Below are 14,562 nucleotides of genomic sequence, written 5' to 3'. Positions count from 1 at the left end.
GCCAATGTTGACCAAAGAAGCTGAAAAAGTACGAAATGCTCTACTCTCCAGAGGGCTTGAAACTCCGATGACAACAAGCGAAATGAGCAGTGATCAAAAGTACAATCGCATCAAAGGACTATTAACGGAAGTTGTGAGTACGCTTGGGTTGGACTTAACCGATGACAGCCTCGCTGAAACGCCTCACCGGATCGCGAAAATGTATGTCCATGAGATTTTTTCCGGGCTTGATTACGACAACTTTCCTAAAATCAGTGTCATCGATAACAAGATGTCCGTAGACGAAATGGTCAAGGTTTCGGACATAGATTTAACCTCAACCTGTGAGCACCACTTCATCACGATTGACGGTCTAGCACAAGTCGCCTATATACCGGAATCTAAGATACTTGGGCTATCGAAAATTAACCGAATCGTTCGATTTTTCGCCCAGCGACCTCAGGTCCAAGAGCGTTTAACTCAACAAATATTGGTGGCGATACAGACGCTGGTCGAGACGGAAAACGTCGCCGTGAGCATTAAAGCGACTCATTATTGCGTCAAATCAAGAGGAGTCATGGATGCAAACTCTGAAACCTCAACAACGGCGCTCGGGGGCATTTTCAAGACCAACCCTCAAACCAGAGCAGAGTTTTTAAGATGAGTGAGACAATTCTAATAACCGGAGTGGGAAAACGTCTTGGCTTTGCGTTGGCGCAGAAGCTGTTGTCTGATGGATACCGCGTGATCGGTACTTACCGACGCGATTATCCTCAGCTGCAACGATTGCGTGACGATGGGGCAGACCTGCAGCAGGTAGACTTTTATCAACATAGCAGCGTTGAGCGTTTTCTTGATTATGTCGGTCAGGAGTATAAGTCGCTAAGAGCCATCATACACAATGCGTCTGACTGGAAGGCAGAGAATAAAGAGAACCCGAGCGAGAATGCGTCGCAAATTATGACCCAGATGATGACGGTTCACGTTAGCGTACCGTACCTGATCAATTTGACACTCAAAGATCAACTCATGTTTGGCGACAACACTTCAGACATCATCCACATCAGTGATTACGTGGCAGAGAAAGGCAGCAAGAAACACATTGCGTACGCTGCAAGTAAAGCTGCTCTCAATAACTTGACGCTTTCCTTCTCCGCGATGTTGGCGCCAAAAGTTAAAGTGAACACGCTTTCTCCAGCCATGATCAAATTCAATGACCATGATGATGACGCATACAAAGCCAAGGCGCTACAAAAAGCGTTGCTCCCAAGAGAGGCAGGTTTTGAAGAAGTGATCGATGGGATTAAATTTGTCCTAGGTAGCCACTATATGACTGGAAGAATTTTGCATCTTGACGGTGGGAGACACTTGAAGTGAAAGTCTTGTCATTCAAACGGTGCTTACCGTTTTCTATGCTCACTGACTCTTGATGCGTGTATTTGCTATTGCCAAAAGCGAGCCTAGAGCTCGCTTTTTAGTTCTATACGCTAGGGTGTGCAGTGCCTAATCCATCCGGGTAATAAAGGTTTGCTCGTCATCAACAAAAGCGACAAAGCCACCGTGATAGATAAACACCCGACCGCGCCCCTCAACCAGACAGGCAAGCTGGGGATTCAAATCTTCTTCGATATCCTTGCTTTGAAATGTGCCCGTATCAGTGATCACACCACTGAGTTTAGGCAGATACCCATAAGCGCGTTTGGCTTGATCAATCAAGCTCAGTTCGCTGGTGGTAGAAAAGTAAGAGGGAATGGCTCCGGCTTCTTCTATGAAAAGAGGCTTCAGCTCTTCAAAAGCGGTAATCACTAGCCAGTCGATATCGTTTACGCGATGAATAAACATAGAGTGTCTCAATAATTCTGATGGCGCGATTTTATCACTATAAGGTGAGCTAAGAACAGTTTCGTCAATAGGGGAGTGAATAAAATCCTCCGCCCAATCTTGTTCAAGACAATGTAGACTTGGACCCTTTCAAAGTTTAAAAACGGAGTTTTCTTTATGCGCAAATCAGATAAGAAGGTAGAGAACCTCATTAGAGAAGTACTGACCGACGTTTGTGAAGATACATTAAAGGGCTACGATGGCTTCCTATGGGTGACTCATACCGTCAAACACGCTGCGTTTCCGCAAAGCCTAGAAATTGTCTGCGTATTTGGATCTGACCAAGACCGAGCCAGTTTTCTCGCGGGCGAGGGCCAACAGCATGTCTCCACAACTATCCAAAACGCATTTAGTAAAGCTGGTGTGCAACTAAAAAACGCAAGCAAGCATATTCGCTACGATGTTCAGCAAAGTCGTAATGGCCGCCGACAAAGAAAGTGAATGAAGTGTTGTTGGGGGAACTCATTTGTGCCTTAAAATGAGTTATAGCCATGTATTGTGACGAGAAAAGATAGTCGAATTGGCCGAAGAAAAACTACTAGTACATTCTATTTATGGAGACTTTAACGTTGGTTGATTCAGCTCATTATGAACTAGGTTACTAAAAGTATACTAATTGTATTCAAACTCTAGGTAACTAAAATATACCGTAAGACGCTCGCCATTAGGTAACTACCCTTACACCTATTCGATGTGCGTACTCAATAACTATGAGTGACGTTTTTATTATCAATGCTGATAAACTACGTTGCTTAGCTTCTCCAAATGACGCGGGGCTGTATGAAAGCAAAAGTTGAAGTTGATTCAAAAGGGCGTAAGAGCGTTGTTGGTGCTTGTATCGAGCCTTGTGCGATAGAAAAAGGTATGAGGATTTTGGGTTCAAAATGGAAGGGCTCAATTATCTACCACCTCAAAGATGGTCCAGTGAGATTCAATGACCTTTCAAGAATGTTGGGCGGTGCAAGCAAGAAGATGGTCGACCAGCGTCTAAAAGAACTAGAAAGTGAAAAGATGGTAATACGTCGCGTGCTCAATGAAAAACCGCTGGCAGTCAGTTACGAACTCACCGAGTTTGGACGCAGTGCGTTAACGATTCTCGATGAGTTGAGAAAATGGTCTGAAAGCAACAATGTGCAGCTAAAATAGCGTGAGCAACAGTCATCTATCTCCCTCTTTAACGTAACAAGGCAACCAATATGGTTGCCTTTCGAGCTGGAGGCTCAATAGTCTAGCGTGCCACGGATAGGGTAGTGGTTCTCCGGGTTACGAATCCATGCCAAACCTCGGGTCAGCGCACCGAGTTCTGGTCTTACAAACGGGTTATTGGACAGGTCAACAACGTGTAAGTTGCCGTGTTCATTGACTACAAACAACCCTGGCTCTGCAAAGTTATGGTCGGTTTCTGCTTCGGAACGTGGTAGCGATATATAAAGCCCCAAAGTCTTCATTTGATGCTCAGAAAGACCATAAGCGATTGGAAAACTGATATCGAGCTTTTTTAGGTGTTGCTCCAATTGTTGCTTCGAGTCACCAGAGACGGCCAGAATATCAACGCCTGAGTCACTAAATGCTTGTTTATAGGTCTCAATTTCATTGAGGTACTTGGTGCAAAGTGGACAGTGTTTGCCACGATAGACAAACACCGCTTGCCATGTTGCATCACCTTGAGGTTGACCTAGCTTGACCTTGGTTCCATCAAGCTTTGTTGCCTCTAATGTAGGAAAAGCGTCACCCGCTTTGAGTTTTTGTGAGTATGTCATCTCGGCTCCTGGGATTGAGGTCACAACGAGCTTAAAAAAGATATGCCACTAAAAAACAAGTTGCAACCAGTATACTTTTAGTAACCTAGCTTTGATTTGTCTGAGCCATTAACTCAGTTAAGATCTGTTTGTAGCCTTTTACGGGATGTGCCCCTGAAACACCATGTTCTCCATTAAAAATCACCGTTGGCACACTAGATACGCCCATTTTTTGCCATTGTTTCTCTGTACTACGGACTGAACTGCGTCGTTGTGCGTCATTTAGCCAACGCATTCCTTCTTCTGGGTCTAGGCCCACAGAAACTAGCTCTTGCTTAAGAACTTTATGGTTAGAGACGTCTTTCTGCTCACTGAAAAAGGCGGTAAAGAAACGCAATTTTAGTTCAGTTTGCTTGCCCATACTCTTGGCGTAATCAAGCAAAAGGTGTGCGTCAAAGGTATTCACCATCTTCATTTCATCAAAGTAGTTAAACTTGAAGTCATGTTCAGCGCCAATGCTGGCGATACGAATGCGCGCGTTTTTACTTTCCTCTGCGCTACTTCCATATTTACGAGCAACGTGATCTCGAAGGTTTTCACCTTCGGCTGGCATATCAGGGTTTAGTTCAAAAGGCTGCCATTCAATCTCGATGCGGTCTTCAATTCCAAGCTGTTCGATCGCTGCTTTTAAATGGTTGTATCCGATGATGCACCACGGGCAGACAACATCGCTAATAATGTCGAGCTTAATTGTATTATTCATATGAGTTTCCTACTCAAAGCACTGTGCTCACGTGGCAAACAGTGCTTTGATTTGCGTTTAATTATCTTTGAGTAAGCTTCAAGTTCTTTAGACTCTTCTGGGGCCGTTTATGGATTGTAGTCAGTAAATTCAGTGCTCATGACTCCATTCTTAGAAGTGTGCGTCTAGGTGTGCTTCAAAGCGAGCAAAGTCGTTCTCAATGTCTGCGTTTTTCATCACGTCGTAGCAAGCAAACGTTGGCAGTTCAGTCATGCCAAAGAAGCGGAAGTTTGCGTGCATGTGGAACATCAAATCATCAACACTGCGACCTCGGAATAGGTACTCGCTATCATCATTAAATGACTCTTCTGGCGCGTTGAAGGTAAAAGAGAGCATGTATTTGGTATTTGTACGGGTGCCGCCTGTGCCATAGTTTTTCTTTGGTTCCTCTGGTGTTCGGCCATCAAACGCACATAGTGCACCACCCATACCAGCTGTGAATACTTCATCCATGTATTTCTTGAAAGACCATGGGATGGTCATCCAGTTGACAGGTGACTGAAGGATCACTCGATCTGCCCATTCAAAGTTCGCCAGTTGCTCGTCAACTACGATGTCATCTTGCATTGTAACTACGCGAACTTCGTGGCCCTTTGATTCTAACTGGGTGCGAGCTTTCTCAACTAAAGCCGCATTTAATTTGCCTTCAGAAAATGGAGATGGTTCGTGTGCGTTAATGATTAGAACGTTACTCATGATATTAACCCTTCAATATTGGATGTTTACAGAGCGAATAATGATTTCGCTGTCTTGCGGTTTATTATGGTTACCTGCATTTCTAGTGCAATTAGTTAACTTTTAGTAACTACCATGAAGTTCGATTGAAGTTTGTTTAAGTCTTTGTTTAATCGTAATTTAATTTTTTAAAATGGAGTGGAATATGAGTGGATCGGCGAGGAAAGGTTACCAAAAGTATACTAATTGAAATTATTGAGGGGCTAGCATACTGAACACAACATGCGGCTTAGCGCAGTGATTTTGTAAAGGGCGTAACTTTATGGATTTAGCCAAGAAACATCCATTATGGCGTAAACCCAAGCATCAGCTGGATGCGCAGACCTGCAGTGATCATGTGCACTGTATAGAGATTTTTTACGATTTGGCTCATGTCGTATCGATTTTCGTGCTGGGAAATTACTTGAGTCATCACCTTGGCATTACCGGATTCACCGTTTTTGCGTTGCTATTTATCGTGATTTGGTCTGCATGGTTTGACATAAGCCTTTTTAAATCGATTTATGTCAGCACTGATGTACAACACCGTTACATTATGGCGGCGCAGATTGCCACAATAATGATTATGTCATCCGCTATCGTGCATATTGGTGGTGTTGGGTAGCTCAATGCAATCTAGCTTAGTGCTCGGTTAAGCCATTGCTCAAACCTAATACACATCGCATATCCAAAGGTCGCTTTCGACGGCAAGTGCGATAATGTCGTTTTCGGATAGTTGCAATTGTTTAGCAACAGGCTCGATGCTTACCCAATCGTTGGTCTCAAGCCATTTAGTGATCTGCAACGTGGCGCCGATCTTACCTGAGTGATGTACCAACGCACTGGTAATCGCGGAGTCTAGCTTCAAGCTTTGGCCAATATCTTCAATGTTCATATCTAACATGGCATCGGTTAAAGAGAGCAATCCTGTCAAATAGGCTTGTTCGGCTAAACTCTCTTGGTTTAGATAGCGCATGGTCAAATACATAAGACGTGCTCGCCTTAAAGCAAAAAGCTGAAGGACTGGCGGCTTTTCGCTGCCTAGTTGCGAGAGCAGAGCATAAGAGCAGTATTTAACCACCTTACTGTCGCCAAGATAAGCCAGAGCCTGTTTGACACTGGTAATGTCTCCGACCAACCCCGCGTTATTGACGTACCTGAGAAGTTGATAGCTCAAACTTGCACTTTGGTTGATTACATTAGTGATTTTGTTGTAATCCAATGGTGTCGATGCGATTAACTTGGATAGGCTGACTAGCGTTTCAGTTGAAGAGCTCAGCCTAGTACGCTTGATAAGTTGAGGCTTAGTAAAGAAGTAGCCTTGGAATAGTTCAAATCCCCACTTTTTAGCTGCTTCAAACTCGTCATAGCTTTCCACTTTTTCTGCTAAAAAGCGGATGTCGTAACCTTGGAGACTGCGAATGGTTAGCCCGCATTTTATCATCGACATGCTCTGAATATCGAACTTAATGATGTCAATCAGAGGGTAAAAAGATTGCCATTCATCGCTAGGGGTAAAGTCATCCAGTGCCAGTGTGTAACCTTGTGATTTTAGTCCGCTTAACACTTCAAACAATTCTTCTGTCGGCGAGCAAGTCTCGAGTATTTCGACAACGATAGCTTGTGGAGGGAAGTCCATCGCCGCGCCATTGAGCAGTGAATCGTAGTCAAAATTGATGAAGGCAGGCGTTTTGCCCAAAAGCCCCACGATGTCACCCAAAAAGTGCTCGGCATACATTCTAGCGGTTGCTTCTGTGTCAGCGACACCTTGTGGATAACAATTGGCCATGCTGTTTCGATACAGAAGCTCATAACCAAAAACGTTACCATCAACCTCAAGGATAGGTTGCCTAGCGATGTAGGTGTTGGTGTCCAAATTTGTTTGCATGCTTGCAACTACCATTGTTTTGATTGTATTAGCAGTTATTAATATAACTAAAAATAAGTCACTTTTGTTACAAAAATATTTCACGCGCCAATTTGTTCATTTCTTAACTATAGCGAATAGCAGAGCCAACGATGTAATCGCTTCACATTTGGGCTCGCTCAACATTAAAATTTTTGGTTGCCTTTGACACATTGATTGGACGCAGGAGTGAACCGAGTCCAGCCTTTTGCCGTAATTAAATCACTATTAACCAACAGGAACGGTCAGATGTTAAAGGGTGACGAAGTATCTCGCATTATTGAGATGGCATGGGAGGACCGAACGCCATTTGAGGCGATAGAAGTCCAGTTCGGGTTAACAGAGCCTGAGGTGATCCAGTTAATGAGGCGCAATCTAAAGTCTAAGAGTTTCAAGCTATGGCGAGAAAGGGTGTCTGGGAGAACAACCAAACACATCGCACTGCGGAGTCGTGATGTCATCAGGGGTTACGCGCCCACGCAATACAAACATCGTTAACAGGAAGGGGCACGGATAGCGTTTTCGCGCCCCCAATATTCTCATTATTAATCTGGCGCTAAGGCTCGCCAAGATGAGGGTTCTCCCTCTTTGGTGAGGGGAAAGAGCGCTTTGTCTGGTTTGGCATAACTCAAACGGTGAACGCGCTGGGTGACGTGATAACTGTCCAAGCCAGAAATAGTGACGAGGTCTAGAGCTTCGAGGTCAACGTAACCGTCGGGCATGATGACCTGCTCTGGCAAACTTACGTGAACGACTTCCCCAATCACCATTTCCGTATCGTTGCTATTAATGATGATGTGCTCACGCAGTTCTAACGCCATTTTTAGGGGACTTTCCAAAACAAACGGGGCAGAGATGTTGTCTTCATAATGGGGCGTCAAACCAGCTGCGTTGAATTCTGAAACGTTTTTAGGATAACGAGCAGAGGTTTGGTGAGCTTGCTGTGCAAAATCAAGCGCTATTGCATTGATGGTGAAACTGCCTGTACTCAAAATATTGTCTAGCGTATGTCGTTCTACTTTGCGCGGTCGAACAATAAAGCCGAGCAGAGGTGGGTTCGAGCCCATATGGATCACGGAGCTGACAACCGATACGTTTTCATTGCCGTGTTCATCGCGTGTACCGATTAAGTTGGCACTTTTATAGCCCGACAAACAGTTTATAAGGCGGGTGCGTTGCATTTTTTCGAGCGCTTCAATGTCAGCGCGGGTCAATGTCTTATTGTGCATATGAATCGGGCAGCGAGTCGCTGCCCTCCTATTATTGACGGGTTGGAACGAACGTTTACTTGGGCATAATCACTGTATCGATGACATGGATAACGCCATTCTTAGCTTTTACATCTGTTGCAACAACATTTGCGTTGTTAACCATAACCTTATCGCCCATCACTTTCACCATCACGTCTTGGCCCTGTACTGTGGTTGCTTTGTCTAGCTTAACTACGTCTGCTGCCATCACTTTACCTGATACAACGTGGTAGGTGAGGATAGAAACCAGTTTGTCTTTGTTTTCAGGTTTAAGCAGCATTTCTACAGTACCGTCTGGTAGTTTCGCAAACGCTTCATCAGTGGGTGCAAACACGGTAAATGGGCCATCGCCTTTCAATGTGTCCACGAGTCCCGCCGCTTTAACGGCAGCAACTAGGGTGTTAAATGAACCATTGCCAACAGCAACGTCAACAATGTCTTCCTTTTTCATTCCGTGGTCGTGAGCTTGCGCTGGCATTAAGAATGAAAAGAGTGCGAATAGTGCAGTTGTGATAACGAGAAGATATTTACTCATGGTATGTTCCTTGTAGGTGAGGGTACCGAATAATCCCTGTTAAAAGTGAAAGCTTGTACGCGGCTATTCTTAACTCGATCAACTGTGTTTCGGTTTTCCGGCTCGAACGTGTCGTTTTAAGATGCGATAGCCTTCCGAGACGACAGCGGGCTCTTTCTGCCAAGACCATAGACGCTCTCTAGCCTCACGGGCGCAGTTGTCTACATCAATGATGGGGTTCAGATAAAGGCTCTGCTTAGGAATCTCGTACATCATTATTTCCATCGGTGTCATTTTCCATGGTTCGAACAACAGGGGAGCGGGAAGGGCAGCAAGCTCAGGTAGCCACTTCTTTATAAAGTGACCATCAGGGTCGTGTTCTTGGGCTTGCTTGGTTGGGTTGTAGATACGAACGGTATTGATGCCAGTAACTCCAGCTTGCATTTGAAACTGTGGATAATGAATCCCGGGTTCGAAGTCGAGAAACAGCTGCGCAAGATGAGTGACACCGTCACGCCAATCTTGGTTCATATGATGGCAAAGTACACTGACGAGCATGGCTCGCATCCTAAAATTTAGGTAGCCGGTATGATGCAAGCAGCGCATGCAGGCATCGACCAAAGGCAAACCAGTGGTGCCGGTTTTCCACGCCTTCAACATCATTTCGTCTTTGCGTGTGCTTTGAACGATCAAGGGTTCGTAACCTCTGTTTAGGCAACGAAACTCCATTTCGACTTCAGACTCAAACTTTTGCATAAAGTGACAATGCCAATGCAAGCGTGAAGAGAGAGCAATTGCACTGCGTTTAAAGCCCTTTAACTGCCAGTGCTGCAACAGGTACTGATAAACTTCCCGCAGTGATACATTGCCCCAAGCGAGGTAAGGCGAAATACGGGTACACGCGGACCGAGACAGTGAAGGGCTCGAAATGCGGCGGTAGTAGTCTTTACCACGTCGACGAAAAAAATCATCGAGCGTTTTCCAAGCGAGTTGACTGCCGCCGGTTTGCATACCGTTAGCTTTGCCTTGCCACTCAAGAGGGGGCGAAAAGCGCATGTGTGGTTCTATCCCTTCGAGGTTTACCCAGCGAGCGTGATCGAGTTGCGGGTCGGCTAGGGGCGCGCGCATGAATGTGTGCCAACGCTCGTCCCACTGCTGGCGAGTTTTTGCCCCGCGTAGTACTGCCCCATGTTGAGACTCGTGCCATTGAATTCCGTTGGATGTAAACCAAGCAGCGAGGCGTTTATCGCGTTCAAAGGTATTGTTTAGGCCAATTTCTTGATGGGAAAAGACCTTCCCAATGGAATAGTGATGAGCTAGAGACTCAAAACACTGTGTCGCATCGCCAAACAAAATATGCACCGACGTTCCGAATGGAGTAAGTGTCTCATTGATGTCGTCAAGAGATTGCAGCACAAACCGCCAATGACGATCGGAAAAATGAGGGTCATTAAGAAGAAGGGGTTCAAAGATGTAAATGAGCGCGAATGGCGTGCCATCTTGAATCGCATCATGTAACGGTTGATGGTCGGTGAGCCTTAAATCTCTTTTTAACCAGACTAGATTGATTGATTGCATTTGGGACCTCGTTGAGTTCCCTGGTTTTACGTATTTTTAGCCCTCTGTTGTCACTTTGGTTTAAAAATAATTCCGCGCGGCGCTGTCAGTCTGTAAGCCTTGTGCTCAGAAGGACTTTGAAGATATTCAAACACATAGCATTGGCTTTTATGACATGTTGTTATGTGTAGATATATTGTATGTAAATGTAGTGAAATGTAACCATTTGACTACTTAATATGTTTGTTTATATTGGCCGACCATCGCTTTACACGGAGTTTGGCTAGTAACAATGTTTGCATATTTAATGAAACGCTTGGCGTTAGTTGTACCAACGTTTCTAGGTATCACTATCTTGATATTCGCGATTACGCGCTTTGTCCCCGGGGGCCCTGTTGAACGAATGCTGGCGAATATGCAGCCACAGGGAGATGCGGGTGGAGCGAGTGTGGTTGGCCAAAATTCAGCCCTGTCTGAAGAGCAGATGGCAGATCTCAATAAATTCTACGGATTAGATAAGCCAGTAACAGAAGCTTACATAGATTGGTTGACTCGATTAGCGCATTTCGATTTGGGCGAATCTACGCGTTACTACGAGCCTGTTACCGATATGATTTTCGAACGCCTTCCAGTATCACTTTTGTATGGTGGCGTTACGTTTTTTGTTAGCTACTTCATTTCAATCCCACTTGGTTATTTCAAAGCGCTCAAACATGGCAGCGTGTTTGACTCCGCCTCTTCAATAATGATTTTTGTTGGCTACGCTTTGCCCGGCTATGTGGTGGGCGTTCTGCTTATAACACTGTTTAGTTATCACTTGGAATGGTTTCCGATGGGCGGGTTCGTCGGGGAAGACTTTGATGACTTAACCACCGTCTACGACCAAATGATAGACATCGCTTGGCATGCGGTACTTCCGTTAATTTGTTATCTGATCGGCGATTTCGCGACGCTAACCATGACGATGAAAAACAACTTAATGGAGAACCTCTCTTCAGACTATATACGCACTGCGATTGCCAAAGGGTTGCCTTTTCGTAAGGCCGTACGTAAACACGCGTTGCGTAACAGCTTAATTCCTATCGCTAGTCACTTTGGTAATTCACTACTTTTCTTTATGACTGGCTCTTTCTTGATAGAAGTGATCTTTGATATTAACGGCATCGGTTTGCTTGGTTACGAGTCCATTGTCGAACGTGACTATCCCGTCGTGATGGGTATTGTCGCCATTAATGCGTGTATTTTACTATTGGGCAACATTCTCTCGGATCTCTGCGTTGCGCTTGTCGATCCTCGCGTGAAATTTGGAGCTTAAATGATGACTGTGAATCCGTTAACACTTAAGCAAATCAAACGATTTAAAGAAATAAAGCGTGGGTATTGGTCATTAGTTCTGCTGGCGTTGATGCTCATGCTCTCATTGTGCGCGGAGCTTTTGATCAACAGCAAAGCTTTGATGGTGAAATACCAAGGCAACTACTACTTCCCCGTTGTTTCAGATGTTTATGCTGGGAGCGATTTTGGCTTAGATTACGCGAGTGAAGCCAACTATCGCGATCTACAAAAACAGTTTGAAATCCGTAATCAAGGGGATTTCGTCATATTGCCTATGGTGCCTTGGAACCCTTACGAACAGGACTTTTCCGGTGATTTCCCGCCCAACGAGCCGAGTGCAGAGAGCCAACACTACCTTGGAACCGATGTTATTGGGCGCGACATCCTGGCCCGACTGGTCTACGGCTTTAGAACCGCGATGGGCTTTGCACTTTTGACGATGGCAATTTCCTACGTGATTGGAGTGTCAGTCGGTTGTGCAATGGGCTTTTTTGGCGGTAAGTTTGACTTGATTGTCCAACGCATTATTGAGACTTGGTCAATGGTGCCATTCCTTTATGTGATTATGATTTTAGTCTCGATCGCCCAGCCAACGTTCTTCCTCTTCGTCTTGATCAATGTGACTTTCGGCTGGATGGGGATCACCTGGTACATGAGAACCATGACTTACAAAGAGTCTGCTCGTGAATATGTAATGGCAGCGAAAGCGCTTGGGGCATCGACATCTCGCATTATCTTCAAACATATTTTGCCAAATACGATGGTGATGATTGTGACACTTGCTCCGTTCACGATAGCAGCCAACATCACCGCATTGACGGCACTTGACTATTTAGGGCTAGGTCTTGTCCCTCCTACACCAAGCTGGGGCGAGCTACTTCAACAAGGGAAATCGAACCTTGATTCACCATGGATTGTGACGTCAGTTGTTATCGCCATTGTTTCTGTATTGGTGATGGTCACATTCATTGGGGAAGCGATTCGCACGGCGTTCGATCCAAAAAAATATACGTTATACAAATAATAATTAAGGAAGCAGTGATGATTAAAAAAGGACTATTAGCCTTGCTGATTAGCGGATCGGCCTATGCAGACGTGCTGCCTGAAAACTTGTTGTGGCACACGAATTGGGATGACCCTATTTTTTCTTCGCCGGAAGCGACACGTGGCGGCACATTGCGCAGCTATATGCTCAGTTTTCCTCAGACCTTGCGTTCGGTAGGGCCCGATGCCAACTCTGGCGTACGTTACTATTTGATGGACGGTGCTCCGAAATTGGCGCAACGTCATCCAGATACAGGCAACTGGATTCCTCAGCTCGCTAACGAATGGGCGTTTGGCGAGGACCAAAGAACGGTTTACTTCAAGTTAAATCCTTCGGCTAAATGGTCAGACGGTAAAGTAGTCACCGCAGACGACTATCTGTTTATGCTGACTTACTACCGTTCTAAAGACATCGTTGACCCTTGGTATAATGATTTCTTTCAGAGCTCGATTTCGAGTGTTGAAAAATTCGATGACTACACCATTTCAATTGAACTGGCTGAGCCAAAAAGCAATGACGAGCTTATGTCATTACTCAATACGCCAAGCAATGGCGTTCAACCCCGTCCTAAGCATCACTTTGCAAAGATTTCTGATGCCAACGGCGACGGCATGGATGACAACTTTGTTCGTAAATACAACTTTAAACCAGAACCAACGACGTCTCCTTACTACATAGACAAAGTAAAGAAGGGGAAAAGTATTACCTTCAAACATGTGGGGGCCGATTGGTGGGGTTACGAGAACAAGTACTATCAACATCGCTTTAATGTCGACAAGTTACGACTAAAAGTGATACGCGATAACGATATTGCGCGCAAACATTTTGAAAAAGGGTCACTGGATACCTTCGCGATGGTGCTTCCTCATTTGTGGCATGAAAAAGCGAACACAGAACCATTTCAAAGAGGATTTATCCATAAGTTTTGGGGCTTCAATCAAACGCCACAGGGGGCTGGGGGGCTGTGGATCAATACCTCAATGCCATTGCTTAGCGACATTAATGTACGCAAAGGTATTACTTACGCCACAGATTTTGATGGGATGATCAAAAACGTGCTTCGTGGTGACTATTCACGTAAACCACACGCGATGGGATTCGGCCATGGAAAATATGACTTAGCGTCGGCAACACCACCAAGTTTTGACCCCAAGAAAGCGGCTCACTTTTTCGAGCAAGCGGGATTTGAACAGATTGGCCCTGATGGGATTCGAGTGAACGCAGAAGGTCAGCGACTCAGTTTCAAGATCACTTATGGCTACACCATCTGGACGCCGAGAATTGCTTATCTGAAAGAGCAAGCGAAACAAGCAGGGCTGGAATTTGATTTGAACCTTGTCGATGGGTCGGCAGCGTTTAAGTTCATTTTAGAGAAGAAGCATCAGTTGGCTTTCCTCAATATGGGGGGCGGCGATATCCCTGCATACAAGGAGTACTTCCACTCGAGTAATGCGAACAAACCGCAAACCAATAACCACACCAACTACAGTACGCCAGAGTTAGACAAAAAAATAGCGGCGTTTAAGTCTGAGTTTGATGTGGAGAAAAAACAGAAACTGTCGCGCGACATTCAGCAAGATATTAGTGATGCCTATGTCATTGTACCGGGCTACATGGTGCCATATACACGAGATGCCTATTGGCGTTGGATTAAGTTCCCAGCTAACCCGATGACGAAGAAAACTGGCGCCATGTTTAATATCTTAGGCACGAGCAACTTCTGGATAGATGAAGATCTAAAGAAGAAGACGCTTGAAGCCTACAAGAAAGGGGCTTCCTTTGAGCCAGTCACCATCATTGATGATAGGTACAAGCTGTAATGTCGAAACAAGTCTCTGAA

General features: G+C 45.1%; 17 protein-coding genes. 9 read left to right on the top strand and 8 right to left on the bottom strand.

Annotated features, from left to right (window positions below; translation table 11 throughout):
- Nucleotides 1-4: 4 nt before the first annotated feature.
- Nucleotides 5-643 (top strand): GTP cyclohydrolase I FolE, encoded by a 639-nt coding sequence (folE, locus tag U9J37_RS14980; RefSeq protein ID WP_005471277.1) that lies wholly within the window; start codon nt 5-7, stop codon nt 641-643.
- Entirely contained in the window at nt 640-1,356 is a 717-nt protein-coding gene (gene folM / locus U9J37_RS14975; protein ID WP_043886790.1) for a dihydromonapterin reductase, read from the top strand. Before folE ends, folM begins: the two co-directional genes overlap by 4 nt.
- Before the next feature lie 126 nt (nt 1,357-1,482).
- Here the strand turns inward: folM and U9J37_RS14970 are convergent, their stop codons facing one another.
- The gene (locus tag U9J37_RS14970) at nt 1,483-1,821 is read right to left on the bottom strand and encodes a hypothetical protein (protein ID WP_005471376.1); all 339 of its coding nucleotides are present in this window, start codon (nt 1,819-1,821) and stop codon (nt 1,483-1,485) included.
- Nucleotides 1,822-1,977: 156 nt separating this feature from the next.
- On the opposite strand from U9J37_RS14970, the gene U9J37_RS14965 reads away from it, so the two are divergent.
- Both U9J37_RS14965 and U9J37_RS14960 read left to right on the top strand, forming a co-directional pair.
- Entirely contained in the window at nt 1,978-2,301 is a 324-nt protein-coding gene (locus U9J37_RS14965; RefSeq protein WP_005471345.1) for a hypothetical protein, read from the top strand.
- 339 nt (nt 2,302-2,640) lie between these two features.
- A complete protein-coding gene (locus U9J37_RS14960; protein ID WP_005471207.1) occupies nt 2,641-3,006 on the top strand; it encodes a winged helix-turn-helix transcriptional regulator in 366 nt (121 codons plus the stop codon).
- Nucleotides 3,007-3,080: 74 nt separating this feature from the next.
- Here the strand turns inward: U9J37_RS14960 and U9J37_RS14955 are convergent, their stop codons facing one another.
- The 3 genes from U9J37_RS14955 to U9J37_RS14945 form a co-directional block, all read right to left on the bottom strand.
- Nucleotides 3,081-3,620 carry a redoxin domain-containing protein gene (locus U9J37_RS14955; protein ID WP_005471412.1) on the bottom strand — a complete coding sequence of 180 codons (540 nt, stop codon included), beginning with the start codon at nt 3,618-3,620 and terminating at the stop codon, nt 3,081-3,083.
- An 85-nt stretch (nt 3,621-3,705) separates the two neighbouring features.
- Nucleotides 3,706-4,362, bottom strand: a complete 657-nt coding sequence (locus U9J37_RS14950; protein WP_005471209.1) for a DsbA family oxidoreductase — start codon at nt 4,360-4,362, stop codon at nt 3,706-3,708.
- A 150-nt stretch (nt 4,363-4,512) separates the two neighbouring features.
- Nucleotides 4,513-5,097, bottom strand: a complete 585-nt coding sequence (locus U9J37_RS14945; protein ID WP_005471185.1) for an NAD(P)H-dependent oxidoreductase — start codon at nt 5,095-5,097, stop codon at nt 4,513-4,515.
- A gap of 301 nt (nt 5,098-5,398) precedes the next feature.
- Here U9J37_RS14945 and U9J37_RS14940 point away from each other — a divergent pair, with 301 nt between their 5' ends.
- On the top strand, nt 5,399-5,740 hold the full coding sequence (locus tag U9J37_RS14940) for a low temperature requirement protein A (RefSeq protein WP_043886791.1): 342 nt from the start codon (nt 5,399-5,401) through the stop codon (nt 5,738-5,740).
- 45 nt (nt 5,741-5,785) lie between these two features.
- Here the strand turns inward: U9J37_RS14940 and U9J37_RS14935 are convergent, their stop codons facing one another.
- On the bottom strand, nt 5,786-7,003 hold the full coding sequence (locus tag U9J37_RS14935) for an EAL and HDOD domain-containing protein (RefSeq protein ID WP_005471308.1): 1,218 nt from the start codon (nt 7,001-7,003) through the stop codon (nt 5,786-5,788).
- Nucleotides 7,004-7,270: 267 nt separating this feature from the next.
- Between U9J37_RS14935 and U9J37_RS14930 the strand changes: the two genes are divergently transcribed.
- Nucleotides 7,271-7,519, top strand: coding sequence for a TIGR03643 family protein (locus U9J37_RS14930; RefSeq protein WP_043886792.1), 249 nt, complete (start codon nt 7,271-7,273; stop codon nt 7,517-7,519).
- A 47-nt stretch (nt 7,520-7,566) separates the two neighbouring features.
- Here U9J37_RS14930 and U9J37_RS14925 read toward each other — a convergent pair whose 3' ends face one another.
- From U9J37_RS14925 to U9J37_RS14915, 3 genes are all read right to left on the bottom strand, one after another.
- Entirely contained in the window at nt 7,567-8,250 is a 684-nt protein-coding gene (locus tag U9J37_RS14925) for a flavin reductase family protein (protein WP_005471272.1), read from the bottom strand.
- Nucleotides 8,251-8,305: 55 nt separating this feature from the next.
- Complete coding sequence (locus U9J37_RS14920) at nt 8,306-8,806, bottom strand: fasciclin domain-containing protein (protein ID WP_005471256.1); 501 nt, start codon at nt 8,804-8,806, stop codon at nt 8,306-8,308.
- A gap of 78 nt (nt 8,807-8,884) precedes the next feature.
- Complete coding sequence (locus U9J37_RS14915; RefSeq protein ID WP_005471221.1) at nt 8,885-10,363, bottom strand: cryptochrome/deoxyribodipyrimidine photo-lyase family protein; 1,479 nt, start codon at nt 10,361-10,363, stop codon at nt 8,885-8,887.
- A gap of 271 nt (nt 10,364-10,634) precedes the next feature.
- Between U9J37_RS14915 and U9J37_RS14910 the strand changes: the two genes are divergently transcribed.
- The 3 genes from U9J37_RS14910 to U9J37_RS14900 are packed head-to-tail and all read left to right on the top strand — an operon-like array spanning nt 10,635 to nt 14,542.
- Nucleotides 10,635-11,657, top strand: coding sequence for an ABC transporter permease subunit (locus U9J37_RS14910; protein WP_043886793.1), 1,023 nt, complete (start codon nt 10,635-10,637; stop codon nt 11,655-11,657).
- Nucleotides 11,658-12,701, top strand: coding sequence for an ABC transporter permease (locus U9J37_RS14905; protein WP_005471394.1), 1,044 nt, complete (start codon nt 11,658-11,660; stop codon nt 12,699-12,701).
- 17 nt (nt 12,702-12,718) lie between these two features.
- Nucleotides 12,719-14,542 (top strand): extracellular solute-binding protein, encoded by a 1,824-nt coding sequence (locus tag U9J37_RS14900; RefSeq protein WP_043886794.1) that lies wholly within the window; start codon nt 12,719-12,721, stop codon nt 14,540-14,542.
- The last annotated feature ends 20 nt before the right edge of the window (nt 14,543-14,562 follow it).

It is taken from the genome of Vibrio sp. 16 (genome assembly GCF_963681195.1).
Lineage (GTDB): Bacteria > Pseudomonadota > Gammaproteobacteria > Enterobacterales > Vibrionaceae > Vibrio > Vibrio sinaloensis_D.
The sequence above is the reverse complement of the archived record's forward strand: the minus strand, read 5'-3'. Positions and strand labels throughout refer to the sequence as shown.

Excerpts from the sequence above, each read along its gene's own strand:
- U9J37_RS14970 (WP_005471376.1), bottom strand. The coding sequence starts at position 1,821 with ATGTTTATTCATCGCGTAAACGATATCGACTGGCTAGTGATTACCGCT.
- U9J37_RS14920 (WP_005471256.1), bottom strand. The coding sequence starts at position 8,806 with ATGAGTAAATATCTTCTCGTTATCACAACTGCACTATTCGCACTCTTT.
- U9J37_RS14915 (WP_005471221.1), bottom strand. The coding sequence starts at position 10,363 with ATGCAATCAATCAATCTAGTCTGGTTAAAAAGAGATTTAAGGCTCACC.
- U9J37_RS14935 (WP_005471308.1), bottom strand. The coding sequence starts at position 7,003 with ATGCAAACAAATTTGGACACCAACACCTACATCGCTAGGCAACCTATC.
- U9J37_RS14960 (WP_005471207.1), top strand. The coding sequence starts at position 2,641 with ATGAAAGCAAAAGTTGAAGTTGATTCAAAAGGGCGTAAGAGCGTTGTT.
- U9J37_RS14955 (WP_005471412.1), bottom strand. The coding sequence starts at position 3,620 with ATGACATACTCACAAAAACTCAAAGCGGGTGACGCTTTTCCTACATTA.
- U9J37_RS14910 (WP_043886793.1), top strand. The coding sequence starts at position 10,635 with ATGTTTGCATATTTAATGAAACGCTTGGCGTTAGTTGTACCAACGTTT.
- U9J37_RS14940 (WP_043886791.1), top strand. The coding sequence starts at position 5,399 with ATGGATTTAGCCAAGAAACATCCATTATGGCGTAAACCCAAGCATCAG.
- U9J37_RS14965 (WP_005471345.1), top strand. The coding sequence starts at position 1,978 with ATGCGCAAATCAGATAAGAAGGTAGAGAACCTCATTAGAGAAGTACTG.
- U9J37_RS14900 (WP_043886794.1), top strand. The coding sequence starts at position 12,719 with ATGATTAAAAAAGGACTATTAGCCTTGCTGATTAGCGGATCGGCCTAT.
- U9J37_RS14905 (WP_005471394.1), top strand. The coding sequence starts at position 11,658 with ATGATGACTGTGAATCCGTTAACACTTAAGCAAATCAAACGATTTAAA.
- folM (WP_043886790.1), top strand. The coding sequence starts at position 640 with ATGAGTGAGACAATTCTAATAACCGGAGTGGGAAAACGTCTTGGCTTT.
- U9J37_RS14925 (WP_005471272.1), bottom strand. The coding sequence starts at position 8,250 with ATGCACAATAAGACATTGACCCGCGCTGACATTGAAGCGCTCGAAAAA.
- U9J37_RS14945 (WP_005471185.1), bottom strand. The coding sequence starts at position 5,097 with ATGAGTAACGTTCTAATCATTAACGCACACGAACCATCTCCATTTTCT.
- U9J37_RS14950 (WP_005471209.1), bottom strand. The coding sequence starts at position 4,362 with ATGAATAATACAATTAAGCTCGACATTATTAGCGATGTTGTCTGCCCG.
- folE (WP_005471277.1), top strand. The coding sequence starts at position 5 with ATGTTGACCAAAGAAGCTGAAAAAGTACGAAATGCTCTACTCTCCAGA.
- U9J37_RS14930 (WP_043886792.1), top strand. The coding sequence starts at position 7,271 with ATGTTAAAGGGTGACGAAGTATCTCGCATTATTGAGATGGCATGGGAG.